This is a genomic window from Rathayibacter sp. PhB152 (genome assembly GCF_003751395.1).
Taxonomy (GTDB): Bacteria; Actinomycetota; Actinomycetes; order Actinomycetales; family Microbacteriaceae; genus Rathayibacter; species Rathayibacter festucae.
The window spans coordinates 453,897-477,819 of sequence record NZ_RJUT01000001.1; the positions used below are offsets into that span (position 1 = coordinate 453,897).

Below are 23,923 nucleotides of genomic sequence, written 5' to 3' on the forward strand. Positions count from 1 at the left end.
GCCCTGCTGGTGGTGGCGGGTCTCGATACGCCCCTGCGGGGCTACTCGACCACCATGGCGCGGCGCCGCCGCGTCCTTTCCCTCACCACCGAGACGAGAAGCGGCTTCGCGGCTCGATACGCGCTGCGCGCTGCTCGACCGGAAGGGGGTCCGCACAACATCAGCTGAGAGCAGGGTCCCTCCCCTGACAGCCGAGGCCACCCCTTCTCAGCTGATGTTCTGCAGCGCCCGAGCGCTCTCCCTCGCCACTGAGCCGCGCCGCTAGAGGGCGTCGACGAAGAGCTGGGTCGCCTGGGGGACGTAGGAGGTGTTCGTCGACGGGTCCCAGCCGACGAGGGCGACGACGTCGCCGCCGACGCGGGTGGTGATGCCGACGAGGGTGAAGGGGGCGCCGCCGACGTCGCCGGTGACGGTCCAGCCGACGGCCTCGTCGGTGCCGGTGATCGTCGGCTCGGTCTGCTCGACGGTGGTCTGCACCGGGGTGCCCTGCAGGGCGAACAGCTCGGAGCCGTCGGCGCAGCGCTCGAGCGCGTCCTCGGCGGAAGCGACGAGGGCGGAGGCGGTGTCCGCGTCCCCGGTGCTCGCGACGACCGAGGTCATCGAGCGGTCGGCGCTCGTGCCGTAGGCGAGGCCGGCGTCGGTGAGCGTGTCGTCCGCGTCCCAGCCAACGCCGAACGGCGCGAGGCAGGAGGCGTCCGTCGCGGTGAGCCCCGGGTAGACGGAGCCGAGCATCTCCTCGGTGCTGGTGAACTCCGCGGGCACGAACTGGATGTCGTCGAAGATCGTCGCCAGCTCGGCGTCGGTGTGCTGCGGCAGCGCCTCGGCGGTCGGCTCGGGCTCCGCGGCGGCGGTGCAGCCGGTCAGCGCGAGCAGCAGGGCGCCTGTCAGCGCCAATCCGGTTCGGACCGCTCCGGCTCGGGCGGCGGTGGTGTGCGTCATGGTGGTTCCCCCTCTGCTCCGCCGTGCGTCCGGGCGGAGGCGGCCCGAGGCTAGCAGAGGCCTCGGACACCGCCCCGCCGCTAGATCTCCGTGTGCCCCAGGTCCGCGTGCGCGAGCAGCCGGATCTCCGGCTCCGCGATCGACTCGAACTCCAGCACGACCACCTCGTTGCGACCCACTCGGGTGACCGGCGACGGCACGATCAGCGTGCGCTGCGGCCCGCGTCGCCAGTACCGGCCGAGCAGGAAGCCGTTCACCCAGACCAGGCCCTTGCCCCAGTGCAGCGTGTCCAGGTGCAGGTCGGCCTGCGCGTCGAGCTCGAAGGATCCGGAGGCGAGCCCCGGTCCGGCCGCGAACGACCCGCTTCCGGGCACCCGGCCGCACTCGGGCAGGCACTCCAGCGCGAGCGGCCGGGCGACCCAGCCGCCCAGCTCCGCGCCGTCCAGCCGCACGCCGCCGATCAGCCCCTTGTGCTCGCCGATCCGCTCGCCGTAGTTCACCCGGCCCTGGTCCTCGACGAGGACCGCCAGCTCGCCGGTGCCGCGGGGCAGGGTGATCGCCCGCTCGTGGTCGTCGCGCGCGAGCACGCCGACCGGGACGCCGTCGAGCAGCACCCAGGCGCGGTCGCGCACCTCCTCGCCGACGACGAGCCGGGCGGGAGCGTCGCCCGCGGCCAGCGTCGTCGTGAACAGCGCGAACCCGCCGGCCAGCCCGAGGTCGTCGAAGCTCGCCATCGACTCCAGGCGCGTCGCCGGCCCGAAGACCGCGTCGAGTCCGAGCAGCGCGGGGCCCGGCGCAAGCGGCGCGGTGAGCACCGGCGCCGGCGGGGAGACCGCGGGCACCTCCTCCGGCACCGGCGCGTAGCGCGCGATGACCTCCCGGAAGGCCCAGTACTTCGCCGTCGGGTCGCCGCTCTCGTTCAGCGGGGCGTCGTAGTCGTAGCTCGTGGTGATCGCGGCGTAGCGGCCCTTGTCGTTCGCGCCGCTGGTCAGGCCGAAGTTGGTGCCGCCGTGGAACATGTAGATGTTGACCGAGCCGCCGACCGCGAGCAGCGCGTCGAGCTCGCCCGCCGACGCCGCCGCGTCCGTGGTGTGGTGCTGGGTGCCCCAGTCGTCGAACCAGCCGCACCAGAACTCCATGCACATCAGCGGGCCGGTCGGCTGGAACTCGCGCAGCGTCGCGAGGCGCTCGGCCGTCCGCGAGCCGAACGACCCGGTCAGGTGCAGGCCGGGCAGGCTGCCGTCGGCGAGCATCTGCGGCGTCGGCTGGTCGATCGTGGTGAGCGGCACCGTGATGCCGCTGTCGCGGGTGACCCGGACCAGCTCGGCGAGGTACTCCTTGTCGGAGCCGTACGCGCCGTACTCGTTCTCGATCTGCACGAGCACGACGGGCCCGCCGCTGTCGATCTGGCGCGGCGCCACGATCGCGGAGATCCGGCGGAGGTAGTCGCTCACCGCGGCGAGGTAGTGCGGCTCGGAGCGGCGCACGCCCACCTCGGGGTCGCGGAGCAGCCAGGCGGGCAGGCCGCCGTTGTCCCACTCCGCGCAGATGTAGGGGCCGGGGCGCACGATCGCGTGCAGGCCCTCGGCGGCGATCAGGTCGAGGAAGCGGCCGAGGTCGAGCCCGGCGTCCTCGCGCCAGGCGCCGCGCTGCGGCTCGTGCGCGTTCCAGGCGACGTAGGTCTCGATGGTGTTCAGGCCCATCAGGCGGGCCTTGCGGATCCGGTCGGCCCAGAGGTCCGGGTGGATCCGGAAGTAGTGCAGCGCTCCCGACAGGATGCGGTGCGGCCTGCCGTCGAGCTCGAAGTCGGTCGCGCCGATGGCGAAGCGGCTCTGAGCCTCGGCGGTCGGCGCGGCGCTCGGCGCAGTGGAGTCGGGAGCGGTGGTCATGCGGGATCCCCCTCAGGATCGTGGGACGGGTCGAGGCCGGCCGGAGCGATCCGACCGGCCTCGAACGCCGCCAGTGCTGCTTGAGAACAGTGCTACTCGGAGACGGTGAAGCCCTGAGCGTTGCCGTACTCGACGAGCTTGCTCTGCCAGGCGGCGATGCCGTCGTCGAGGCTCGACTTGTTGGCGTAGGCCTGGCCGACGGTGTCGCCGAAGACGCTGTTCGCGTAGACCTGGAAGGGCAGGTACGACCAGCCGGGACGGACGTCCGTCGAGGCCTGGGTCAGCACCTCGTTGATCTTCTGGCCGCCGAAGTACTCGGACTCGGCGCCGGTGAAGTCCGGGCTGCTGAGGTCGGCCGAGGTCGACGGGAATCCGCCGCTCTCGAGGAAGACGTCGACCGAGGCCTCGTCGCTGTTCAGCCAGCGCAGGAACGCGGCGGCCAGCGCCGGGTTCTCGCTCTGCTTGGTGACGGACTGGCCGCCGCCGCCGTTCTCGGCGCTGACGGCGGTGCCGTCGTAGGTCGGGATGGGCGCGACGGCCCAGTCACCGGAGGCGTCGGGGACGCTGGACTCGAGCACACCGGGCATCCAGGCGCCGGTGATCAGCGAGGCGATCGAGCCGTCGCCGAGGCCCTTGTACCACTCGTCGCCCCACGCGGGGGTGTCGGAGAGGAGGCCGCCCTCGACGAGCTGGTTCCAGACGCCGGTCCACTTCTCGGTGCCCTCGTCCTTGAGGTTCACGGTGACGTTCGTGCCGTCGGTCGTGAAGGGCTCGCCGCCCGCCTGCCAGATCATGCTGGTCGCGAAGCCGGCGTCGCCGGTGTCGGCGGTGATGAACTTCGACGGGTCGGCCGCCTGCAGCGACTTCGCCGCGGCGATGTACTCGTCCCAGGTGGTCGGCACGGCGATGCCGTACTGGTCGAAGACCTTCTTGTTGTAGAACATCGCCATGGGGCCCGAGTCCTGCGGGAGGCCGACGAGCTTGCCGTCGATGTTGACGCTGCCCCAGGTGGACGCCGAGAACTTGTCCTCGAGGTCGCCCATGCCGTACTGCGAGAGGTCGAGCAGCGAGTCCGACAGCGCGAACTGCGGCATGGCGTAGTACTCGATCTGGACGACGTCGGGGGCGCCCGAGCCGGCCTTGATCGCGTTCTCGAGCTTGGTGTACTCGTCCTTGTTCGTGCCGGCGTTGACCAGCTCGACGTCGACCTTCGGGTACGCCTTCTCGAACGCGGCGACCTGGGCCTCGGCGCTGGGGGTCCAGCTCCAGTAGGTGATCTTGCCGCCGGTCTCGAGCGCGGCGTCGAGGTCGGCCGCGGTGCCGGAGGCGGTCGTGCCGCCTCCGGTGGTGCCGCCGGACGAGCAGGCGGCGAGCGAGCCCGCGGCGAGTGCTGCGGCCGCGACGACCGTCAGGGTCCGCCGGAGGGCGGAGTGGGCGATCTTCATGGTGATTCCCTTCACTTCTTCGTGCTGTGGGGTGGTGCGGGTGGAGTGGTGCGGGGCAGGACGCTCCGACCGGGGGGACGGGTTCGTGGGGAGGGCCTAGCCCTTGACGCTGCCGGCGCTCAGGCCGGACTGCCAGAAGCGCTGGAGGCCGAGGAACGCGACGACGATCGGGATGATCGTCAGCAGCGAGCCGGTGATCACCAGGTTGTAGATCGGCTGCGCGCTGACGCCGGTGGCCTGCGCGTTCCACTGGTTGAGGCCGACGGTGAGCGGGTACCACTGCGGGTCGCTCAGCATGATCAGCGGGAGGAAGTAGTTGTTCCAGGTCGCGACGACCGAGAACAGCAGCACGGTGACGATGCCGGGGGCGAGCAGGCGGATCGAGATGGTGAAGAAGGTGCGGAACTCGCCCGCGCCGTCCATCCGCGCCGCCTCGAGCAGCTCCGTGGGCACCGACTCGACCGCGTAGACCCAGACCAGGTACAGGCCGAAGGGGCTGATCAGCGAGGGGATGATGATCGCCCACGGGGTGTTGGTGAGGCCGAGCTGGCTGAACATCAGGAAGGTCGGGACGGCGAGCGCGGTGCCGGGGACGGCGATCGCGCCGAGGACGACCGCGAAGACCGCCTTGCGCCCGGCGAAGCGGAACTTCGCGAGGCCGTAGCCGGCGAGCGTGGCGAGCAGGGTCGCTCCGCCCGCGCCGACCACCACGTAGAGCAGCGTGTTGCCGAGCCAGCGGAGGAAGATGCCGTCGCGGTAGGTGAGCGTCTCGGCGATGTTCTGGAAGAGGACGAAGTCGCCGTCGAACCAGAGGCCGAAGCTCGAGAACAGGCCGGCCTGCGTCTTGGTCGCGTTGATCACGAGCCAGGCGAGCGGAACGAGGCTGTAGAGGATGAACGCCGACATCAGCAGCGTGAAGGCGATCGACTTCTTCGGGGCGACCGAGGAGCCGCGGCGGGCGGGGCGCTTGGCCGGGGCGGGCTTGGTGCCGGCGGGACGGGGTGCGGTTGCGATGGCCATCAGTTCTCCTTGCGCGCGCCGCGGAGCTGCACGACGTAGGCGATCACCGCGGTGATCACGCCCATGACGATGGCGACCGTGGCCGACGCGTTGTACTGCTGACCCGCGAAGGACAGGTTGTAGGCGTACATGTTCGGCGTGAAGTAGGTGGTGATGATGTTCGGCGCGAGCGTCCGGAGGATGTTCGGCTCGTTGAACAGCTGGAAGCTGCCGATGATCGAGAAGATCGAGGCGATGACGATCGCGCCGCGCAGGGCGGGCAGCTTGATCGAGCGGATGACCCGCAGCGGGCCGGCGCCGTCGATCTCGGCGGCCTCGTAGAGCTCGCCGGGGATGGTCTTCAGCGCCGAGTAGAAGATCAGCATGTTGTAGCCGACGAACTCCCACGTGACGATGTTGCCGATCGAGACCAGGATCCAGTCGCGCGAGAACGGCGCGATCAGGTCGGAGCCGAGCAGGTCGTTGACGTTGGCGGTGAGGCCGAAGTTGTCGCCGTAGATGAAGCCCCACATCAGGACCGCGACGACCGCGGGGACCGCGTAGGGGAGGAAGACGACGATGCGGAAGAAGCCGGTGCCGTGCAGCCGGCCGCTGTCGATCGCGAGGGCCGCGACGAGCGCGAGGACCAGCATCACCGGGACCTGGACGACCAGGAACAGCAGGACGCGGCCGAAGCCCTCCCAGAAGTTCGGGTCGCGGAAGATCGCCAGGTAGTTCTCGAAGCCCACGAAGGCGTTGCCGCCGATGAGCTGCTCGCGGAACAGGCTGAGGTAGATCGAGTAGATGACCGGCGCGATGAAGACGAGCAGGAACACCACGAGGAAGGGGGCCACGAAGGCCAGGCCCTTCCACTCGCTCTTCGCGCGACTGCGCGGAACGGCGAGGGGTGCGGCCGGAGGGGTGACCTCGCGCAGCGGGACAGGGGGAGACGTCGTCGTCATCGAGGAGATTCCGTTCGGGGTCGGTTCCGACATGTTCACGTCAACATGGCAGGACGCCACCGTAGCATGGCGACGTCAACACGCGCACGATCCGTTAGGTTTCGATGGGGAAACGATGTTCCGCCACCGGCGCGGGACTCGTGGAGGGACGGCATGGCCATCGAGACGAACGCGGCGACCGCCGTCCCACGCCGACGGAGCGTGTCGATGGCCGACGTCGCGCGGCGCGCGAACGTGTCCGGGCAGACCGTCTCGCGGGTGTCCAACGGCAAGCAGAACGTCGACACCGAGACGCGCGAGCGCGTGCTCGAGGCGATGCGCGCCCTCGGCTACCGGCCCAACAGCGCGGCGCGGGCCCTGCGCACCGGCCGCTTCCACAGCATCGGCGTGATCATGTTCACGCTGTCCTCCTTCGGCAACATGCGCACCCTGGACGCCATCGCGGTCGCCGCGGCCGACGCCGGGTACTCGATCACCCTCATCCCCGTGCCGCACCCGACGCAGGGCGAGGTGTCCGTCGCCTTCCACCGCCTGAGCGAGGAGGCGGTCGACGGCGTCATCATCGTCATGGAGGCGCACCTGCTCGACGAGGCCGACATCGTGCTGCCGCCCGATCTGCCCGTCGTGGTCGTCGACTCGGCCGGCGGCGACCGCTACCCGGTCGTCGACACCGACCAGGTCTCGGGCGCGCGCCAGGCCGTCGAGCACCTGCTCGGGCTCGGCCACCGCACGGTCCACCACATCGCCGGGCCGGAGCGCTCCTACTCGGCCGAGCGGCGCCGGGAGGCGTGGGAGTCGACGCTGCGCGCGCAGGGCGCTCCCGTGCCCGAGGCGCTCGTCGGCGACTGGTCGAGCGCGTCGGGGTACCGGATCGGCCGGGAGCTGGCCGCGGACCCGGCCGTGACGGCGGTCTTCGCCGCGAACGACCAGATGGCGCTCGGCGTGCTGCGCGCCCTGCACGACGCGGGCAAGGCGGTGCCGGGGGAGGTCAGCGTCGTCGGCTTCGACGACATGGAGGAGTCGGCGAGCTTCTGGCCGCCGCTGACCACCGTGCACCAGTCGTTCGGCGACACCGGGCGCCGCTCGGTCGACATCCTGCTGCGCGAGCTGGAGTCGGGCGAGCGCTCGGGCGTGACGCTGACGCCGACGGAGCTCGTCGTGCGCGAGAGCACGGGGCCGGCGCCGCGCTGAGGTGCCCGGGCCGCCCCGAGGTGTCGACTGCGGGCGATACTGTGAGGCTTCTCACCCGTCCTCGCTAAGGAGCACCCATGTCGGTCGGCCTGCTCGCCGTCGTCGATGACATCCTCACCGCCGCCCTGAAGGCGAGCGCGAAGACGGCCGGTGTCGTCATCGACGACGCGGCCGTCACTCCGCAGTACGTCCAGGGGCTGACTCCGGCGCGCGAGCTGCCCGTGGTCGGGCGGATCGCGCTCGGCAGCCTCGTCAACAAGTTCGTGATCATCATCCCGATCGCGCTGCTGCTCTCCTCGTTCGCGCCCTGGGTGCTGCCCTACCTGCTGATCGTCGGCGGCGCCTTCCTCTGCTTCGAGGGTGCGGAGAAGGTGCTCGAGTGGTTCGGCGTGCACCACGCGGCGGGCGAGACGGAGGCGCGCGACGAGAAGAAGCTGGTCTTCGGCGCCGTCCGGACCGATCTGATCCTCAGCACCGAGATCATGCTGATCGCGCTCGACGGGCTCGACACCGACCTCGGCTTCGGCGGGACGCTCGGCGCGCTCGCCGTGGTCGGCCTCGGCATGACGCTGCTCGTCTACGGCGCGGTCGCTCTGCTGGTCAAGATCGACGACGTCGGGCTGCGGCTGATGAAGAACGCGGCGCGTGGCGTCCGGCGCTTCGGCGTGCGTATCGTCGCCTCGATGCCGGCCGTCTTCCGCACCATCAGCATCATCGGCACGCTCGCGATGCTCTGGGTCGGCGGGCACCTCGTCACCGCCAACCTGGCCGAGACCTTCTGGCACGGCCCGTACGACCTCGTGCACGTCGTCACCCATGCGGTCGAGGGCGCCGGCCCGGTCGTCGTCTGGATCGCCGACACCTTCGTCTCGATGATCTTCGGCCTCGTGCTCGGCCTGATCGTCGTCGCCGCCGTCACGGGCGTCCGCCGTGTCCTGAAGCGCGGCGAGCCGGCCGAGGCGCACTGACCACCGCATGCTGATCGAGTAGCCCGCGCCGCGGGCGTATCGAGATCCACCGGCGTCAGAAGACGAGTCTGCAGACCTGCTCTGCTGGCGACGCCCGGTCTCGATACGCCGCTCCGCGGCTACTCGACCAGCATGGGTAGGCCCGCGGCTCTTGCATGCTGCGCCCTCCGGCAGGCGGGCCTTTCATGGTGATCGAGTAGCCCCGCAGGGGCGTATCGAGATCCCGCGTCCTCAGCGCTCCAGGTGCGAGTACTCCGGCAGCTCGATCGCATCCGCAGGCGGCGTGAAGAACCGCCCCATCGTCCGCCCGATCACCGGCGTCGCCGCGACCTTCACCGCGAGCCCGAACGCCGCCACTCCGAGCCGCGACACCGGGTTCGCGACCCGCGGCACGCCCGGCGGCAGCGCCTGCGCCTGCTTGACGTAGGGCCGCATGATCCGCTCGTACCCCGCGAAGCCGTCGCGCGGATCCACGTGCGCGGCGAGCTCGCCAGCCAGCACGTACGCCCCCGCGAGCGACAGGCTCGTCCCCATCCCGCTGACCGGGGAGGCGCAGTAGGCGGCGTCGCCGACCAGCGCGACCCGTCCGCTCGACCAGCGCGGGGCGTGCACCTGGCCGATCTGCTCGTAGTAGAGGTCGTCGGCCTCGTCGAGCCCGCGGAGGACGCGCTGCGCCTCCCAGCCGGCGTCGCCGAAGACCGCGCGGAGGTGGGCGCGCTGCTCGTCGAGCGAGCGTCGCTCGGTACTCGCGCGGTCGAGGCGGCGGTCGATCACCTGGGAGAGCGCGACGCGGAGGGTGCCGTGCGGGTCCGGACGGAGGGTGATGCTGCGCCCGCCGGCCGCGCTGTACCAGCGCCACCAGTCGTCGTCCGCGGCGGTCCGCGGGACGGTGGCGTAGGAGGTCTCGAGGCCGAGCGAGCGGATCTCCGGCTCCGCGCCGAAGACGAGCCGGCGGGTGCTCGAGCCGATGCCGTCGGCAGCGACGACGAGGTCGAAGCGCTCGTCGGGGGCGTGCTCGAAGGAGACGGTGACGGCGGCTCGGCCGCTGACGTCATTGTCGTCGTCGAGGCCGGTGATGCGGTCGCCGTAGCGGTACTCGGTGTGCTCGACGGTGCGGTCGACGAGGAGCCGCGCGAGGTCGCCGCGGAGGATCTCGAGCTCGGCCGTCGCGCCGCCGCTGTCGGAGGTGCCGGCTGGGAACTCGGCGAGGGTGCGCCCGCCGCGGCCGACGAAGCGGGTGCCGACCTCGCCGGTCGTCGCGGCGCGGATGTCGTCCTCGAGGCCCATCCGGCGGGCGACCTCGCGGCCGGCGCCGCGGACGTCGACGTTCTGCCCGCCGAGCCGCAGGGCGGGGGCGCGCTCGACGATGGTCGTCTCGATGCCGTAGCGGTACAGCCAGAACGCGAGGGCGGGTCCGGCGATGCTGGCGCCGGAGATCAGGACACGGGTCATGGTTGCCGCCTTCGTTGATAATCAATGAGATTGGCAATCTACACCGTTATCGTGGAGGCATGAGTGACAGCATGCCCGATCTCGGCATCCGGACCCGCGTGCGCCAGGTGACGGAGCGGCAGCGGCTCTTCGAGCAGTCGCTGACCCGCGCGCTCGCGGTCGACGCCGTCGGGCTCGACGCGATGACGCACCTGATGTCCGCCGGGCCGCTGACGCCGACCGAGCTCGCGGGGCGCCTCGGCGTCTCGACGGCGGCGACGACCCTCGTGCTGAACCGCCTCGAGGCGGCCGGCCACGTCCGCCGCGACCGGCACCCGACCGATGGCCGCAAGCTGATCGTCACGGCCTCGGAGGAGTCGGCGCGGCGCGCGCAGGAGCGGGTCGCCCCGCTGATCGCGGGCGTCGAGGCGGTCGTCGCCGAGCTCGACGAGGCCGAGCGCGCGACGGTGCAGGCCTTCCTCGACCGCCTGCTCGCGGTCTACGACGCGGCGACGGACTGACGCCCGGCGTCCTGGCCGCGGCGGGTCTCGATACGCCGCTGCGCGGCTACTCGACCAGCATGCACGAGGGCGACGAGTGGACCTGAGGCGGGGTGTGGCTGAGCTGAAGGGCCCGATGCGGGTCCGTTCGCGGGAGGTGGGGGATGCGAGTGGACGCGTGCTGGGCTCTGCTGAAGGTGCAGGGCCCGTTCCGGGTCCGCTCGCGTGGTCATGCTGATCGAGTAGCACGCGGAGCGGGCGTATCGAGATCCACGTGTTCGGCGGGTGGGTCTCGATACGCCGCTGCGCGGCTACTCGACCAGCATGAGCGCGCCGCTGCGCGGCTACTCGACCAGCATGCAGGGCGTCAGCAGGTGCGGGCTCCGTACGTGGCCGGGATCACCGTGGTGACGGGCTTGCCGTCGACGGTGGCGGTCGCGGTGACGGTGGCCTGGCCGGCGGGCACCGAGGCGGCGCGCGTCGAGAAGGCGGCGGAGGCGTTCTTGCCGGGGAGGATGCCGGTGAACTCCTTCGAGCCGTAGGCGGAGGCGACGGTCATCGAGACGGGGACGGTCGCGTTGTTCTGCGCCGTGACCGTCAGGGTGACCTTGCCGGCGATGCAGCGGGTCGTGGCCGTCACCGCGACGGCGAGGGCGGCGGGCGCCTTCAGCGTCACGGTCACGGTCGTCGTCTGCGAGACCGTGCCGTCGGCCGACGTGATCGCGATCGTGCCGACTCCGCCGTTCGCGGTGGTCGGCTGCGTGACCCGCACGCGGGCCGCCGAGTCGGTGGCCACCGCGGTGAGCACCGGCATCGTCGTGCCGTCGACGGTCACGGCGTAGGAGCCGCGGGCCGGCTCGAAGCCGGCGACGCCGACTCCGTTCACGCGCAGGGCGCCGAGGGTGGCGACCGCGGCGGGTGAGGCCACCGACTCGTACAGCTTCGTCTCCGACACGATCAGGTGCGTGTTGGCGTAGGCGTTCATCACGACGCGGAAGGCCTTGGCCGTGACCGGCGCGAAGGTCGCGTTCAGCGTCGGCGCGGTGCCGTCGGCGGGCGCCGCCAGGGCGACCGCCGACTCGTAGCCGGGGACCGCGGTCCACGTGCTGCTCGAGGCGCCCTGGTACTGCAGCTGGTAGCTCTGCGCCCAGCTGGTGCCGCCGTCGCGCTGGAACTGCACCGACGCCTGCTGCACCTGGCGGGTGGCGGGGAAGGTGTAGGTCAGGCTGCTCTGCGCGGCCTTGGTGCCGCTCGTCCAGTTGGACCAGCCCTTGTCGCCGTCGACGCCGTTGCGGGTGCGCTCCGGTCCGAAGCCCGACTCGGACGAGCTCGCGGTCGCGACGATGCCCGCATCGGGGTTGAAGTTGCGGAGCGTGCCGGCGGTGACCAGCACCGTGAGCGTGGCGGGGAGGGTCTGGCCGTCGGCCGTCGCGGTGCCGGAGATCGTCACCGATCCGGGCGCCGCGAGCGAGGCGGTGGTCAGCGGCGTCCAGTCCCAGGTGACCGGCACCGCGAAGGTGCTGGTCGAGGCGCCGACGCGGGCCGGCACGGTCGTGGGGGCCGCGGCCTGCACCGCGGCGACGGAGGCTCCGGCGGCGACGGTGAGCGACGCCGGGTCGGTGGCGGTGAGGCCGCCGACGTCGACGAGCGCGGTGACGGGGATCGACTGGCCGAAGAGGTCGGTCGCGGTGCCGGTCACCTCGACGCGGCCGGCGGCGGCGTAGGCCGAGTCGGCCGGGCGCTGCCAGGTGACGGCGATCGGTGCCCCGGCGCCCCAGGCGTACTGCGGGGCGATCGAGGCCGGCAGGGTCGGCGCGACGCCGACGGTGGTGCGGACGGCGACCGTCTGCGCGGCGGACGGGGCGAGGTCGCGCAGCGTCCAGGACTGGTTCGCTCCGCCGTTCGAGCCGTAGACGCCGACCGTGGTGTTCTCGGTGCTGGACTGGCCGTTGACGTCGAGCGAGAGCCCGATCGACTCGTTGACGAGCGTATACGCGGTGCCGTCGGTGGTGCTGACGATCCAGCGGGTCGCGGCGTCGGCCTTCGCGGCGTCGACCGAGAGCGTGCGCAGGTCGGTGCCGGCGCTCGTGGCGCCGAGCACGCGGCCGTCGGCGTTCTGCAGCACGACGCGGCGGGTGGCTTCGCGCTCGCCGGGGGCGACCTCGCGGACGGTCCAGCTCTGCTTCGCGGCGGCGGCGGAGTCGGTGGCGAGGGTGGTGATCGTGGTCGCGGCGCCGGTGGGGTTGCCGGTCAGCGCCTTGCCGCTCTGCGTGCCGACCAGCTGGTAGCGGTGGCCGTCGCGGAGGGCGGGGGCGGAGTCGGCGACGCCGGAGACGCCGTCGATGGAGAAGGAGGTGACCGACTTGGCGGGCACCGTGACGGTCGCGGTGCGCGACTCCCGGTCGATGGCGACCGCGGGCTTGGCGACGAGCGCGTTGCCGGTGGGCGCGGCGGCCGAGGCGGCCTGGGTCGTGACGTAGGGGGTGACCGTCGCGCCGGCGGCGATGCTTCCGAAGCGGGAGAGGTCGAGCACGACGGTCTTCGCCGTCGCGGCGGTGTTGGTGTGCACCACGGTCGCGCCCGAGCCGTCGCCGCGGACGGCGGCGGTGGAGGAGGGGTCGTTCGTGGGCATCAGGTGGTCGCCCTCGTGGACGAACTTGGTGAAGTTGCGGATCGTGTTGAACTTCGAGTTCGTCTCGACGCCGCAGACCGGGGCCTTGGTGGAGTCGCCGCCGGCGTCCGCGACGCGGCGCGCCGACTTCCAGACCTCGGCTCCCGCCTCCTGGTAGGGCTTGCAGTCGAGGTCGATGAAGATCGAGCCCCAGTTGAGGTTCTCGCCCTTCGGGCTCATGTTGTAGAGGTCCTCGACCGGCTGCCAGAGCACCCAGGCCTTCGGCTCGAGCTCGCGCAGGTCGTCGTTGATGCGGCCGGCGATGCCGAGGCCGTTCTCGATGTTGACCGGGTCGTAGCCGGCGACCCAGTTGCCCTCGATCTCGCTCATCCAGAGGTCCTTGTCGGCCTGCTTGGCGAGGTCGCGGACCGCGAGGCGGTCGGAGGTGCCGTAGGTGTGCACGTTCATCCGGTCCACCTCGGCGCGGACGGCGGCGGAGTAGGCGGCCCAGTTCGTCTTGAAGATGCTGGGGTTGGTCTCGTCCATCGCGGCGATGCCGGCGTCGCTCGACGAGGCGTCGAGGGCGGCGGCGACGTCGGGGATCAGGTCGGCCTGGCGGGTCGGGCCCATGTGCATGCCCTCCTGCCGTCCGCCGGTGGGGACGCCGTTGGTGAGCTGCGTGCCCCAGTAGTTGGTGTTCGGCTCGTTGAACGGGTCGAGGGTGTCGAAGTCGATGCCGTACTCGTTCTCCATGTGCGCGGTGACGGTCGCGAGGTACTGGGCGAACTTCGCCTCCGCGGCGGGCTTCAGCTGCTCGCTGGTGGCGTTGAAGCCGCCGGAGACGTAGCCGCTCTCGGTCATGAAGTAGGGGGCGGAGTTGGCGAACGCCTCCCAGTGCGAGATCTGCTTCTCCTCGGCGAGCTTCTCGACCCACCAGCGCTGCGTCTCGTCGCTCGTCCAGTCGTAGGAGGAGGCGTCGCCCGCGTTCCACTTCGCGAGGAGCGCGTCGCGGTCGGCGTAGTTCGTGCTCGTGCCGCCGTAGGTCGCGGCGTCGCCGGCCGGGTTCTGCTTCCACCAGCCCTCGACCGCGCCGCCGGGGCGGAGGTAGTCCTTCACGTCGGAGGCGTTGCCGCCGCCGATGTTGTAGCGGGCGATGTTGAGGTCGAGGCCGTCGTCGCCGAAGACCTTCTGGTAGAGCTCCTCGCGGAGGGCCTCGGGGTAGTTGCCGGTGGCGTTCGCGAACCAGACGAGGCTGGTGCCCCAGCCCTCGAACGACTCGCCCGCCGCGGCGGGGTTGGGGGTGATGCGGAAGGCGTCGGCGGCCTGCGCGGGGGCGGCGGCCGCGGGGAGCGCGAGCAGCGCTCCGGCGGCGAGGGCGGCGCTCGTGGCGAGCGCGGCGATCCGGCCCGCCTTCCGGCGAGTGCGTCTGGCAGTGGACATCGACATCGATGCGTCTCTCTTTCAACTCTGAAAGGGGAGCTGTTCACGTGAACACGCCCGTGGCCTCCGACTGTACATGTTGACGTCAACAGGCGGAAGGGCGGTCGGCGTGCTCGCGACTCCGCAGAAGTTGTCGTACCGGAGCGCCGAGTACGACAACTTTCGCGGAGGCGTGCCCGCTTCCGTCGCGGCCCTGCGCAGAAGTTGTCGTAGTGGGGCGTCGAGTACGACAACTTTTGCGGAGGAGTGGGGAGGAGTAGCGGCGGGGCGGCGCTCAGATCGCGTGCGGGCGCTCCGGGAACGCCTCGGGCTCGCACTGGATGGTGGCGTGGTCGATGCCGTGGTCGTCGTGCAGGACGGCGAGCACTCCGGCGAGGGCCTCGCGGTAGTCGGCGTCGGCGGCGACGACGATGTGGCCGGTCGCGCTCTCCATGCCGGAGGTGATGGTCCAGACGTGCAGGTCGTGCAGCGCGAGCACGCCGGGGACGGCGCGGACGTCGCGCTCGACGGCGGCGAGGTCGACGTGCGCGGGCGCCGACTCCATCAGGATGCCGAGGGCCTGGCGGGTCAGCGACCAGGTGCGCGGCAGGATGAGCAGGCCGATCAGCACGCCGACGATCGGGTCGGCCCAGGCCCAGCCGGTGGTCAGGAGCACGATCGCGGCGAGGATCACGCCGATCGAGCCGAGGGCGTCGCCGAGCACCTCGAGTGAGGCCCCGCGCAGGGTGATGCTCTCCTTCGCGCCGGCCGAGAGCAGGCGCAGGCTGACCAGGTTGACCGCCAGGCCGATGACGGCGGTGATCAGGAGCGGCGCGCCGGGCACCGCGGGCGGCTCGGCGAAGCGGCGGACCGCCTCCACGATGACGAAGCCGGCGACGCCGAAGAGCAGTACGCCGTTGGCGAGCGCGGCGAGCACCTCGAGCCGGTAGGAGCCGTAGGTGCGCGCCTTCGCGGCGGGGCGGGCGGCGAGCGAGATCGCGGCGATCGACATCCCGAGCGCGATCACGTCGGTGCCCATGTGCGCGGCGTCGGAGATCAGCGCGAGCGAGCCGGTGGTGAGGCCGACGACGAACTCGACGACCGCGAAGGCGGCGGTGAGCACGAAGGCGATCACGAGGGGGCGCCGGTGGCGGGCGGCGGCGGAGCCGGCGTGCCCGTGGTCGTGTCCCATGCGACTCCCTGCGCTCCGCTCGCCGCGACGACCGCGGACGTATTGTCGTATGCACACTCTTGCACATATCGGCTCGGATGCGAAGGGTGCCCGCGCCGATCCGCCTGCGACACTGGAGAGGTGTCGTCCTCCCGCTCCCTCCGCACCCTCCGCGGTGTCGTGGCGGCGACGGTGGCGACCCTCACGGCCCTGTTCTCGCACGTCGCAGGTGGCGGCGAACTGCCGGGCCTCCTCGGACTCGCAGTGCCGCTCGTGCTGTCGGTGCCGGTCTGCGTCGCGCTCGCCGGCCGCGGGCTCTCGCTCGCCCGCCTGGCCGCCTCGGTCGGAGTGAGCCAGCTGCTCTTCCACGCGCTCTTCGAGATCGGCGCCGCGGCCGGGCCGACCGGTGCGGCGCACGCCCACGGCGGCCCGATCGACGTCAGCGCCGCGACGGCCCACGCGGGCGGGCACGACTCCTCGATGGGGATCGCGCACCTGCTCGCGGCGGTCGTCACGATCGCGGTCCTGCACCGGGGCGAGGCGCTGCTGATCGCGGTCGCCGCGACGACGGTCCACGCGGCGGCGCGATTCGTGCGGGTGCCGGCCGTCCCGGTCCCCGCGGCGGCGACCGGGCGCCGCTCGTCGTCCGCGCCGCGCGCGATCCTCCCGGTCGTGGCGGACGTGCTCGCGGACGCCGTGCCCCGCCGCGGCCCGCCCGCCGCCCCCGCCTCCTGATCCTCGACGCGCGCTGCGCGTCCTCATCGACCCCTGCCCGCGGGCGGGGTCTGTGCGCGATGCCCCGTCCCTCCGGACCGGCCGCGCGAAGGGAGCCACTGCTGTGGCGCACGCACCGTCCTCCACACCCCTCGGCCACGACGACCACGGCCCCGGCGGCCCCGGCGGTCAAGGCCCCGACGACGACCTCCTCCCGCCCGGGCGGCCGGCCGCCGCTCCGCTCCGCGCGGCGGAGGCGACCCTGCTGCTCGCCGTCCCCGCGGCGGTCGCGATCGCGCTCGCCGGGCTGACGTTCACAGGCGCGTTCTCGACCGAGACGCGCCTGATCGACCCCGGCGAGCTGGTCACCCGCGGCCTGCCGATCGCGCGGGTCGTTCACGACACCGCTGCGTCGCTGACGATCGGCCTGCTCACGGCCGCGACCTTCCTCCTGCCCGGGCAGCGGATCGCGCCCGGGATCGTCTCGTACTCGCAGAACCGGGCGCTGCGCTGGGCGACCTGGTCGGCGGCCGTCTGGGTGGCGTCGGCGCTCGCCGTGCTCGTCTTCACGGCGGCGAACGCGATCGGGCAGCCGCTGGACGCGCCGGGCTTCCGGACCCAGCTCGTCTTCTACGCCACGCAGCTCGAGCTCGGGCAGACCCTCGTGGCGTCCACGGCGTGCGCGACGGCGGTGCTGCTGCTCACCCTCTTCTCCCGTCGGCTCGGCTGGGTGGCGGCGGCGACCGCGATCGCCGTGCTGGCGCTCCTGCCGCTCTCGCTCTCCGGGCACGCGGCCGGCGCGGACGAGCACGCGAACGCGGTGAACAGCCTCGCGGTGCACCTGATCGGAGTGACGGCCTGGGCGGGCGGGCTCGCCGCGGTGATCCTGCTGCGGCGGACCGTCGGCAGCGAGATCGGCACGGTCGTCGCGCGCTACTCGGTGCTGGCCGGCTGGGCGTTCGGAGCGGTCGCCTTCTCCGGGCTCGTCAACGCGTCGCTCCGGATCGAGGGGCTCGAGGACCTCGGCACGCCCTACGGGCAGCTGCTGATCGTGAAGGCCGTCGCGCTGCTCGCGCTCGGCGGCGCGGGGGCCTGGCACCGGCTCCGGCTGATCCCGCGGCTGCGCGCGGACCCGGCCGATCGCCGCGCGTTCACCGCGGTCGCGGTCGGCGAGGTGCTGGTGATGGCGCTGACCATCGGCGTCTCGGTGGCGCTCTCGAACAGCGCGCCACCGGTCTCGCAGGACCCGGTGAGCGGCGACGCGCGCCGCAGCCTGCTCGGCTTCCGCTACCCGCCCGAGGTGACGCCGGAGCGGATGCTCGACCAGTGGCACCTCGACGCGGTGTGGCTCGGGATCGCCGTCGTCGGCGCCGCCCTCTACGTGCACGCGGTGCTGAAGCTCCGGCGCCGCGGCGACGCCTGGCCGCTCGGCCGCACGCTCGCCTGGGTGGCGGGCTGCGCCGCCCTCGCCTACACGACCAGCGGCGGGCCGGGCGTGTACGGGCAGGTGCACTTCAGCACGCACATGATCCAGCACATGCTGCTGATGATGGTCGTGCCGCCGCTGCTGGTGCTCGGCGGGCCGGTGCTGCTCGCGCTGCGGGTGCTGCCGGTGCGCCGCGACGGCGGGCGGGGGCTGCGCGAGTGGATCCTCGCGGTCGTGCACTCGCGCTACCTCGCCGTGCTGTCGAAGGCGCCGGTCGCCGCGGTGCTCTTCGCGGGGAGCCTCGTCGCGTTCTACTACACCGGCTGGTTCGAGTGGGCGATGTTCAGCCACCAGGGCCACGTGCTGATGACCCTGCACTTCCTCGCGACCGGCTACCTCTTCTTCTGGGTCCTGATCGGCGTCGACCCGGGGCCGGACCGCCCGGGGCACGTGCTGCGGCTGCTGGTGATGCTGGCGACGCTGGCCTTCCACGCCTTCTTCGGCCTGGCGATCATGTCGCAGACCACCGTCCTCGCCGCGCCCTGGTGGACGGCGCTCGGGTACACCGACACGGACGCGCTGCTCGCCGATCAGGGTGTCGGCGGCGGGATCGCCTGGTCGGCGGGCGAGATCCCGATGGTGCTGATCGCGCTGGTCGTGGTGTCGCAGTGGGTGCGCTCGGAGGAGCGGACGGCCAAGCGCTACGACCGCCGGGCCGACCGGGACGGCGAGGCCGAGCTCGCGGCGTACAACGCGCGGCTGGACCGGCTCGACCGCCGGGGGTCCTGAGCAGCGGGGCGTCCTGAGCGGCGGGTGTCCTGAGCGGCGGGGCGACCGGCCCCGCCGGCGCGCGTCAGTGGCGCGAGGCGGAGTCCGCGTCCCAGAGGGCCTCGAGCGGGTCGTCGGCGTCCTCACCGGCGAGGAGCTCGGCGTGCCGGCGCTCCGCCTCCTCGGCGGAGATCTCGCCGAGGTCGATCGAGGCGCGCAGGGCCGCGGCCCGGCCGCCCTCGCGGGTGAGGAACGGGTCGGCGGGGGTGGCGTGGCGGACGCCGTCGCGGGCGTCGAACGCGGAGGCGGTGATCCCCGTCACCGCGGGGGAGGAGGCGAGCAGGGCCATCGCGACCCGGTCGGCCGCCTGCCAGGCCGAGGCCGACGAGCCGCGCTCGGCGATGATCGGGCCGTCGGGGGTGCCGATGGTGAGCCGCTCGATGTCCGGCAGGAGGCGGAGGATGCGCGCCGCGGCGTCGAGCGCCTCGGCGGGCACGGAGTCGACGGGTCCGGAGAACAGCGGGGTCCAGTCCTCGATCGGGAGACGGTGCCTCCAGGTGTCCATCCGGGCTCCTTCCGTGATCGTTCACGGCGTCGTCACGACGTGCACGTGCCTGAAGGCTAGAGCGGGCCCCCGCGCGCGTCGACCCCCGGATCGAGGGAGTGCGTTTTCGGGACCACGCCGATCGGGGGCGGCGAGGCCGTCCCTCCGGGCGACCTGTCGAGCTGTGCGGGCGCTGTGCCGCGCGGAGCGCGGGTGGGTGCCTGCGGCGTGATGCCTGGTCGATCCACGTGCCCCGGGGTGACCCCGGAGAGGACGGAGCAGCGCGTGCCCCGTCCGCCTCGCCCGGAGGGGCGGTGCCGCCCAGCCTAGGCTGGAGCGCACGAGGCGGGGGGTCGTCGTGCACGGACGGGACGCGGTGGTCGAGGCGCTCGCGCACGCGTTCCTCGGCGCGGAGTGGACCCCCGCCGGGCTGCGCGCCGCGGCCGCCGACTCCCTCGGCGCCCGCCGCCGCTGGATCGGCCCGCTGGTCACCGCGGTGCTCGTCGCCTTCCCGCATCCGCCGCTCGACGCGCCGCGCGAGCTCGCGCAGGTGGTCGCGGGGCTGCTCCCGGAGCGCGCGCAGCCGGTGGTCGCGCACCTCGCGCCGGTTCCCGCGCGGGCTGTGCCCTCCTCCTCGCCGGTGCCGGCGATCGACGGCCGGGACGACCTCGCGCGGCTGCTCGGGCTCGCGCCGGCGCAGCTGGACGGGTTCGCCGATCTCGGGCAGTGGAACCGCCGGACGCCGCACGGTGCTCCCAACCCCGGCGCTCTCCAGAACTACGACCACGTCTGGCGGCAGCGCCCGGGCCGGGCACCGCGGCTGCTCGAGGTGCCGCGCTCGCGGCTGCGCGCGGTGCAGCGGAGCGTCCTCGACGAGATCGTCGGCCTGGCGCCGGTGCACCCGGCCGCGCACGGCTTCGTCCCGGGCCGCAGCGCGATCACCGGCGCGGCCGTGCACACGGGCTCGGCGATGCTGATCACCCTCGATCTGCAGCGCTTCTTCGCGCAGGTCACCGCGGCGCGGGTCTTCCGGCTGCTGCGCGGCGAGGGGCTGCCCGAGGCGGTCGCCTTCGCGCTGACCGGGCTGTGCACCCACGCGGTGCCGGTCGCCGCGATCCACCGGATGCCCGCGGGCGGCGAGCCGGAGGAGCGGGCCGCGCTGCGCCGCTCCCTCGCCCTCGCGCACCTGCCGCAGGGCGCGCCGACCTCGCCCGCGCTGGCGAACCTAGCGCTGCGCCGCCTCGACGCCCGGCTGACCGGCTATGCGGAGGCGGCCGGCGCCCGCTACACCCGCTACGCCGACGACCTGGCCTTCAGCGGCGGCACCCGCTTCGCCCGGCGGGCGGAGGCCTTCTCCCGCGGGGCCGCGCGGATCGTGGAGGACGCGGGCTACGCCGTGAACCCGCGGAAGACGCGGCTGCGGCCCGCCTCGACGCGGCAGAGCGTGACCGGGATCGTGGTCAATGCGCACCCGGCCGTCCGGCGGGCCGACGTCGACCGGCTGCACGCGATCCTGCACAACTGCGCCGTGCACGGGCCGGCCGGGCAGAACCGGGCGGGGGTGCCCGACTTCCGGGCGCACCTCCTCGGCCGGATCGCCTGGGTGAGCGCGGTGCATCCCGGCCGCGGAGCGAAGCTGAGGGCGGTCTTCGAGCGGATCCCGTGGCCGGAGCCCTCGGGGGCCTCCCCGTCCCTCGATCCCGCGGGGCCGCGCCCGTAGGATTCAGCGGTGCCCGTCACCCTCCCCGCTCCGCGAACGATCGACCCCGCCTCCGTCCCCGCCCTGCGCTGGGGAGTGATCGGCACGGGCATCGCCGACGCCTTCGTCGCGGCGATCCACTCCCGCTCGGTGCAGCGCGCCGTCGCCGTCACCGCGCGGGACGCCGAGAAGACCCGGGCCTTCGCGGACAAGCACGGCATCGCGACGGTGCACGCGACGGTCGAGGAGCTGGTCGCCGACTCCGGGATCGACGCCGTCTACATCGCGACCCCGCACCCGCTGCACCGCGCGCAGGCGCTCGCCGCGCTCGCGGCCGGCAAGCACGTGCTGATCGAGAAGCCGATGGCGATGTCCGCGGACGAGGCGCGCGAGATCACCGACGCGGGCCGCGCCGCCGGCCTGCTGGTGATGGAGGCGATGTGGGCGCGCTACCTGCCCCAGGCCGATGTCATCCGCCAGGTCGTCGAGAGCGGGGTGCTCGGCGAGCTCCGCCTGGTCACCGCCGACTTCGGCTTCTCCGTCCCCGTCGATCCGACCGGGCGGCTCTGGGCGAAGGAGCTCGGCGGCGGCGCGCTGCTGGACGCCGGCGTGTACCCGATCTCGTTCGCGTCCTCGGTGCTCGGCGCGCCCGTCTCGGTCGTCGCCTCCGGGACCGTCGACCCGGGCACGGGCGTCGACGCGAGCGCCGATCTGCTGCTGACCACCGCCTCCGGCGCCCGCGCGCTGCTGTCGACCTCGCTCCAGACCTCACTGCCGGTCGAGGCGATGGTCCTGGGCTCGGAGGGGCGGCTCGCGGTGCACAGCCCGTTCTTCGGCCCGAGCGGCGTGACGCTGACGCTCGGCAGCATGAGCTCGGGGCAGGACTCGGAGGTCTGGAGCGACGAGGGGCCGTGGCCCTACGGCGCGCTGTCCTTCCAGGCGACGGCGTTCGCCTCCTACGTCGCCGCGGGGCTCGTGGAGTCGCCGGTGCACCCGCACCACGAGGTCGTCTCGGTGCTGGCGACGATCGACGAGGCCCGGCGCCAGGTCGCGGCGCAGGCGCAGGCTCAGGCGGCCGCGTCCACCTCGGCCGCGTCTCCCGCTCCGGCTGTCTGATGCGCATCCTCACCTGCCTGCACACGATGGAGGTCGGCGGCAGCCAGATCAACGGGATCGAGCTGGCGGGGCGGATGGCCGCGCTCGGCCACGAGGCGGTGGTCTACGGGCCGGACGGCGATCTGCGCCCGCTGGTCGCGGAGCTCGGGCTGGACTGGGAGGAGGCGCCCGAGAAGGGGCCCCGCCTGTCCGTCCGGAGCATGGCGCGGCTGCGGCGCATCGTGCGCGAGCGGCGGATCGACCTGATCCACGCCTACGAGTGGGCGCCGACGATGGACGCCGCCTTCGGTCCGCACCTGATCGACGGCGTGCCGGTGGTGACCACGGTGCTCTCGCCGGAGGTGCCCGACTTCGTGCCGGCCGCGTTCCCGATGATCGTCGGCGTGGTCGAGCTGCTCGAGGAGGAGTCGCGGCGCCGGCCGACGCTGCACCTGATCGAGCCGCCGGTGGACACCGAGCTGAACGCGCCGGTCGCGGACGCGGCGCGGACGGCGGAGCTGCGGGCGCGCTTCGACGTGCAGGACGACGAGATCGCGATCGTCACGGTGGCGCGGCTGGTGGTCGACCTCAAGCGCGAGGGGATCCTGGCGGCGATCGAGGCGGTCGGCGCGATCGGCGACGAGCACCGCCTGCGCCTGATCGTCGTCGGCGACGGTCCGGTCCGCGGCGAGCTGCAGGCCGCGGCCGACCGGGTGAACGCCGGGCGCTCGCGCGAGCTGGTGACGCTGACCGGGCAGATGCTCGACCCGCGCGACGCCTACGCGGTCGCCGACATCGTGCTCGGCATGGGCAGCAGTGCGCTGCGGGGGATGGCGTTCGCGAAGCCGCTGGTCGTGCAGGGCGAGAAGGCGTTCTGGCGGCTGCTCACGCCCGAGTCGCTGCCGTTCTTCCTCGACGGCGGCTGGTACTCGCTCGGCGACGGCGTCGACGGGCCGGGGCGTCTCGCCGGGATCCTGGCGCCGCTGGCTGCCGATGCGGAGCTGCGGGAGCGGCTCGGCGCGCTCGGGCGCGAGGTGGTCGTCGAGCGCTTCAGCCTCGCGGCGGCGGCGCGCGCCCAGGCGGCGATCTACGCGGAGGCGGTCGCCGCGCGGAGCACGCTGCCGCGGCGGCTGCGGGCGCTCGCCCACCCGGCGATGCGGTACGCGGCGTACCGGCTGCACCCGCTCAAGCGGCGCGTCCTGGGGCTGCTCGGGCGCTGAGTGCGGCGCTCCCCGACAGCTGTTGCCCACGTCGGCGGATCCGTCAAGGGTCTCCTCCTGGCCGCTGAGCGCGTCCTACAGTCCTGTCATCCGGCCGCATCCGGAGACTCCGTCGTCCCGCGACGGCTGCGGGCGCGGCCCCGACGACGGGGAGGACCAGATGTCCAGAGACGATGTGATGCCGGGCCGGTTCGCGCGCTTCGTGAAGTGGGTGCACCGGGCCGACGGCTGGGAGCCGCAGTACCTGCGCGGCCGCGTGCTGGCGAAGACCGACGGTGCGTGGATCGTCGCCGTGAACGGCGAGGAGACCCGCGTGATGAAGAAGGAGTGGAGCGTGTACCGCTGAGACTGCCCGATCGCCGGACGCCGGAGATCCGGGAGACCGGTCCCGGCGCGTTCGTCCTCGAGCTGCGCCGCACCCGCCGCCGGCCGGCCGAGGAGCTCGGCCTGCTGCTCCGCGACCGCGGCCGCTGGATCGCGATCGGCCCGGAGGGCGTGCTCGCCTCCGCGGAGAGCTTCGACGAGGCGCTCGCGACCCTGCAGCCGCCCTGCTGATCGAGCAGGCCGCGGAGAGGGCGCATCGAGATCCGGCGGCGCCGAGAGGTGGGGTCTGCCGGCTTGCCTACCGGGACACGGTGGGTCTCGATACGCCCCTGTCGGGGCTACTCGACCGGCGTGGGGCGTGCAGGCGGTGGTGGGCGTCGCACAACATCAGCTGAGACGGGTGGGCCTCCTCTGTCAGCGGAGAGCACCCCTTCTCAGCTGATGTTGTGCGGAGCTCGCGTCCCTCCATGCTGATCGAGTAGCCCGCGGAGCGGGCGTATCGAGATCCGGCGGCGTCTGGAGTGGGGTCGCCGGGCCCGCCGTGCAGGGGAGGGCGGGTCTCGATGCGCCCCTGTGGGGCTGCTCGACCAGCATGGTCAGGGGCGGCG

The 23,923-nt window shown here is 73.0% G+C and carries 19 protein-coding genes; 10 read left to right on the forward strand and 9 right to left on the reverse strand.

Going from position 1 to position 23,923, the window contains the following annotated elements; genetic code table 11:
- Positions 1–261: 261 nt before the first annotated feature.
- The 5 genes from EDF36_RS02070 to EDF36_RS02090 all read right to left on the reverse strand — a co-directional run bounded on the left by EDF36_RS02070 (position 262) and on the right by EDF36_RS02090 (position 6,234).
- On the reverse strand, positions 262–939 hold the full coding sequence (locus EDF36_RS02070; RefSeq protein ID WP_123731696.1) for a hypothetical protein: 678 nt from the start codon (positions 937–939) through the stop codon (positions 262–264).
- Between the two features lie 80 nt (positions 940–1,019).
- The gene (locus tag EDF36_RS02075) at positions 1,020–2,828 is read right to left on the reverse strand and encodes a beta-galactosidase family protein (RefSeq protein ID WP_123731697.1); all 1,809 of its coding nucleotides are present in this window, start codon (positions 2,826–2,828) and stop codon (positions 1,020–1,022) included.
- A 92-nt stretch (positions 2,829–2,920) separates the two neighbouring features.
- Positions 2,921–4,273, reverse strand: coding sequence for a sugar ABC transporter substrate-binding protein (locus EDF36_RS02080; protein WP_123731698.1), 1,353 nt, complete (start codon positions 4,271–4,273; stop codon positions 2,921–2,923).
- 96 nt (positions 4,274–4,369) lie between these two features.
- Complete coding sequence (locus EDF36_RS02085; RefSeq protein ID WP_123731699.1) at positions 4,370–5,293, reverse strand: carbohydrate ABC transporter permease; 924 nt, start codon at positions 5,291–5,293, stop codon at positions 4,370–4,372.
- Positions 5,293–6,234 carry a carbohydrate ABC transporter permease gene (locus EDF36_RS02090; protein WP_123444496.1) on the reverse strand — a complete coding sequence of 314 codons (942 nt, stop codon included), beginning with the start codon at positions 6,232–6,234 and terminating at the stop codon, positions 5,293–5,295. Before EDF36_RS02090 ends, EDF36_RS02085 begins: the two co-directional genes overlap by 1 nt.
- A 153-nt stretch (positions 6,235–6,387) precedes the next feature.
- Here EDF36_RS02090 and EDF36_RS02095 point away from each other — a divergent pair, with 153 nt between their 5' ends.
- Both EDF36_RS02095 and EDF36_RS02100 read left to right on the forward strand, forming a co-directional pair.
- Positions 6,388–7,425, forward strand: coding sequence for a LacI family DNA-binding transcriptional regulator (locus EDF36_RS02095; protein WP_123731700.1), 1,038 nt, complete (start codon positions 6,388–6,390; stop codon positions 7,423–7,425).
- A gap of 77 nt (positions 7,426–7,502) precedes the next feature.
- The gene (locus tag EDF36_RS02100; RefSeq protein ID WP_123731701.1) at positions 7,503–8,393 is read left to right on the forward strand and encodes a DUF808 domain-containing protein; all 891 of its coding nucleotides are present in this window, start codon (positions 7,503–7,505) and stop codon (positions 8,391–8,393) included.
- Between the two features lie 231 nt (positions 8,394–8,624).
- Here EDF36_RS02100 and EDF36_RS02105 read toward each other — a convergent pair whose 3' ends face one another.
- Positions 8,625–9,845, reverse strand: coding sequence for an FAD-dependent monooxygenase (locus EDF36_RS02105; RefSeq protein ID WP_123731702.1), 1,221 nt, complete (start codon positions 9,843–9,845; stop codon positions 8,625–8,627).
- 59 nt (positions 9,846–9,904) lie between these two features.
- Here EDF36_RS02105 and EDF36_RS02110 point away from each other — a divergent pair, with 59 nt between their 5' ends.
- Positions 9,905–10,345 carry a MarR family winged helix-turn-helix transcriptional regulator gene (locus EDF36_RS02110; RefSeq protein WP_123731703.1) on the forward strand — a complete coding sequence of 147 codons (441 nt, stop codon included), beginning with the start codon at positions 9,905–9,907 and terminating at the stop codon, positions 10,343–10,345.
- Positions 10,346–10,691: 346 nt separating this feature from the next.
- On the opposite strand, the gene EDF36_RS02115 is transcribed toward EDF36_RS02110, so the two are convergent.
- Both EDF36_RS02115 and EDF36_RS02120 read right to left on the reverse strand, forming a co-directional pair.
- On the reverse strand, positions 10,692–14,375 hold the full coding sequence (locus EDF36_RS02115; protein WP_123731704.1) for a discoidin domain-containing protein: 3,684 nt from the start codon (positions 14,373–14,375) through the stop codon (positions 10,692–10,694).
- A gap of 274 nt (positions 14,376–14,649) precedes the next feature.
- Positions 14,650–15,546, reverse strand: a complete 897-nt coding sequence (locus tag EDF36_RS02120; RefSeq protein WP_123731705.1) for a cation diffusion facilitator family transporter — start codon at positions 15,544–15,546, stop codon at positions 14,650–14,652.
- A gap of 120 nt (positions 15,547–15,666) precedes the next feature.
- Here EDF36_RS02120 and EDF36_RS02125 point away from each other — a divergent pair, with 120 nt between their 5' ends.
- A complete protein-coding gene (locus EDF36_RS02125; RefSeq protein WP_123731706.1) occupies positions 15,667–16,260 on the forward strand; it encodes a hypothetical protein in 594 nt (197 codons plus the stop codon).
- A 103-nt stretch (positions 16,261–16,363) separates the two neighbouring features.
- Entirely contained in the window at positions 16,364–18,454 is a 2,091-nt protein-coding gene (locus EDF36_RS02130) for a cytochrome c oxidase assembly protein (RefSeq protein ID WP_123731707.1), read from the forward strand.
- 64 nt (positions 18,455–18,518) lie between these two features.
- On the opposite strand, the gene EDF36_RS02135 is transcribed toward EDF36_RS02130, so the two are convergent.
- Entirely contained in the window at positions 18,519–18,998 is a 480-nt protein-coding gene (locus EDF36_RS02135) for a hypothetical protein (RefSeq protein WP_123444444.1), read from the reverse strand.
- 337 nt (positions 18,999–19,335) lie between these two features.
- Here EDF36_RS02135 and EDF36_RS02140 point away from each other — a divergent pair, with 337 nt between their 5' ends.
- The 5 genes from EDF36_RS02140 to EDF36_RS02155 all read left to right on the forward strand — a co-directional run bounded on the left by EDF36_RS02140 (position 19,336) and on the right by EDF36_RS02155 (position 23,546).
- Entirely contained in the window at positions 19,336–20,697 is a 1,362-nt protein-coding gene (locus EDF36_RS02140) for a reverse transcriptase family protein (protein WP_185020333.1), read from the forward strand.
- A 9-nt stretch (positions 20,698–20,706) separates the two neighbouring features.
- Entirely contained in the window at positions 20,707–21,792 is a 1,086-nt protein-coding gene (locus tag EDF36_RS02145) for a Gfo/Idh/MocA family protein (RefSeq protein ID WP_123731709.1), read from the forward strand.
- Positions 21,792–22,991, forward strand: a complete 1,200-nt coding sequence (locus tag EDF36_RS02150) for a glycosyltransferase family 4 protein (protein WP_123731710.1) — start codon at positions 21,792–21,794, stop codon at positions 22,989–22,991. The genes EDF36_RS02145 and EDF36_RS02150 overlap by 1 nt, the downstream gene beginning before the upstream one ends.
- A 160-nt stretch (positions 22,992–23,151) precedes the next feature.
- Entirely contained in the window at positions 23,152–23,337 is a 186-nt protein-coding gene (locus EDF36_RS20845) for a hypothetical protein (RefSeq protein ID WP_148059211.1), read from the forward strand.
- Complete coding sequence (locus EDF36_RS02155; protein ID WP_123731711.1) at positions 23,319–23,546, forward strand: hypothetical protein; 228 nt, start codon at positions 23,319–23,321, stop codon at positions 23,544–23,546. Before EDF36_RS20845 ends, EDF36_RS02155 begins: the two co-directional genes overlap by 19 nt.
- Positions 23,547–23,923 lie beyond the last annotated feature (377 nt).

What these genes read in the sequence shown, in the direction of transcription:
- EDF36_RS02070 (WP_123731696.1), bottom strand. Translation starts at nt 939, where the DNA reads ATGACGCACACCACCGCCGCCCGAGCCGGAGCGGTCCGAACCGGATTG.
- EDF36_RS02075 (WP_123731697.1), bottom strand. Translation starts at nt 2,828, where the DNA reads ATGACCACCGCTCCCGACTCCACTGCGCCGAGCGCCGCGCCGACCGCC.
- EDF36_RS02080 (WP_123731698.1), bottom strand. Translation starts at nt 4,273, where the DNA reads ATGAAGATCGCCCACTCCGCCCTCCGGCGGACCCTGACGGTCGTCGCG.
- EDF36_RS02085 (WP_123731699.1), bottom strand. Translation starts at nt 5,293, where the DNA reads ATGGCCATCGCAACCGCACCCCGTCCCGCCGGCACCAAGCCCGCCCCG.
- EDF36_RS02090 (WP_123444496.1), bottom strand. Translation starts at nt 6,234, where the DNA reads ATGACGACGACGTCTCCCCCTGTCCCGCTGCGCGAGGTCACCCCTCCG.
- EDF36_RS02095 (WP_123731700.1), top strand. Translation starts at nt 6,388, where the DNA reads ATGGCCATCGAGACGAACGCGGCGACCGCCGTCCCACGCCGACGGAGC.
- EDF36_RS02100 (WP_123731701.1), top strand. Translation starts at nt 7,503, where the DNA reads ATGTCGGTCGGCCTGCTCGCCGTCGTCGATGACATCCTCACCGCCGCC.
- EDF36_RS02105 (WP_123731702.1), bottom strand. Translation starts at nt 9,845, where the DNA reads ATGACCCGTGTCCTGATCTCCGGCGCCAGCATCGCCGGACCCGCCCTC.
- EDF36_RS02110 (WP_123731703.1), top strand. Translation starts at nt 9,905, where the DNA reads ATGAGTGACAGCATGCCCGATCTCGGCATCCGGACCCGCGTGCGCCAG.
- EDF36_RS02115 (WP_123731704.1), bottom strand. Translation starts at nt 14,375, where the DNA reads ATGTCCACTGCCAGACGCACTCGCCGGAAGGCGGGCCGGATCGCCGCG.
- EDF36_RS02120 (WP_123731705.1), bottom strand. Translation starts at nt 15,546, where the DNA reads ATGGGACACGACCACGGGCACGCCGGCTCCGCCGCCGCCCGCCACCGG.
- EDF36_RS02135 (WP_123444444.1), bottom strand. Translation starts at nt 18,998, where the DNA reads ATGGACACCTGGAGGCACCGTCTCCCGATCGAGGACTGGACCCCGCTG.
- EDF36_RS02150 (WP_123731710.1), top strand. Translation starts at nt 21,792, where the DNA reads ATGCGCATCCTCACCTGCCTGCACACGATGGAGGTCGGCGGCAGCCAG.
- EDF36_RS20845 (WP_148059211.1), top strand. Translation starts at nt 23,152, where the DNA reads ATGTCCAGAGACGATGTGATGCCGGGCCGGTTCGCGCGCTTCGTGAAG.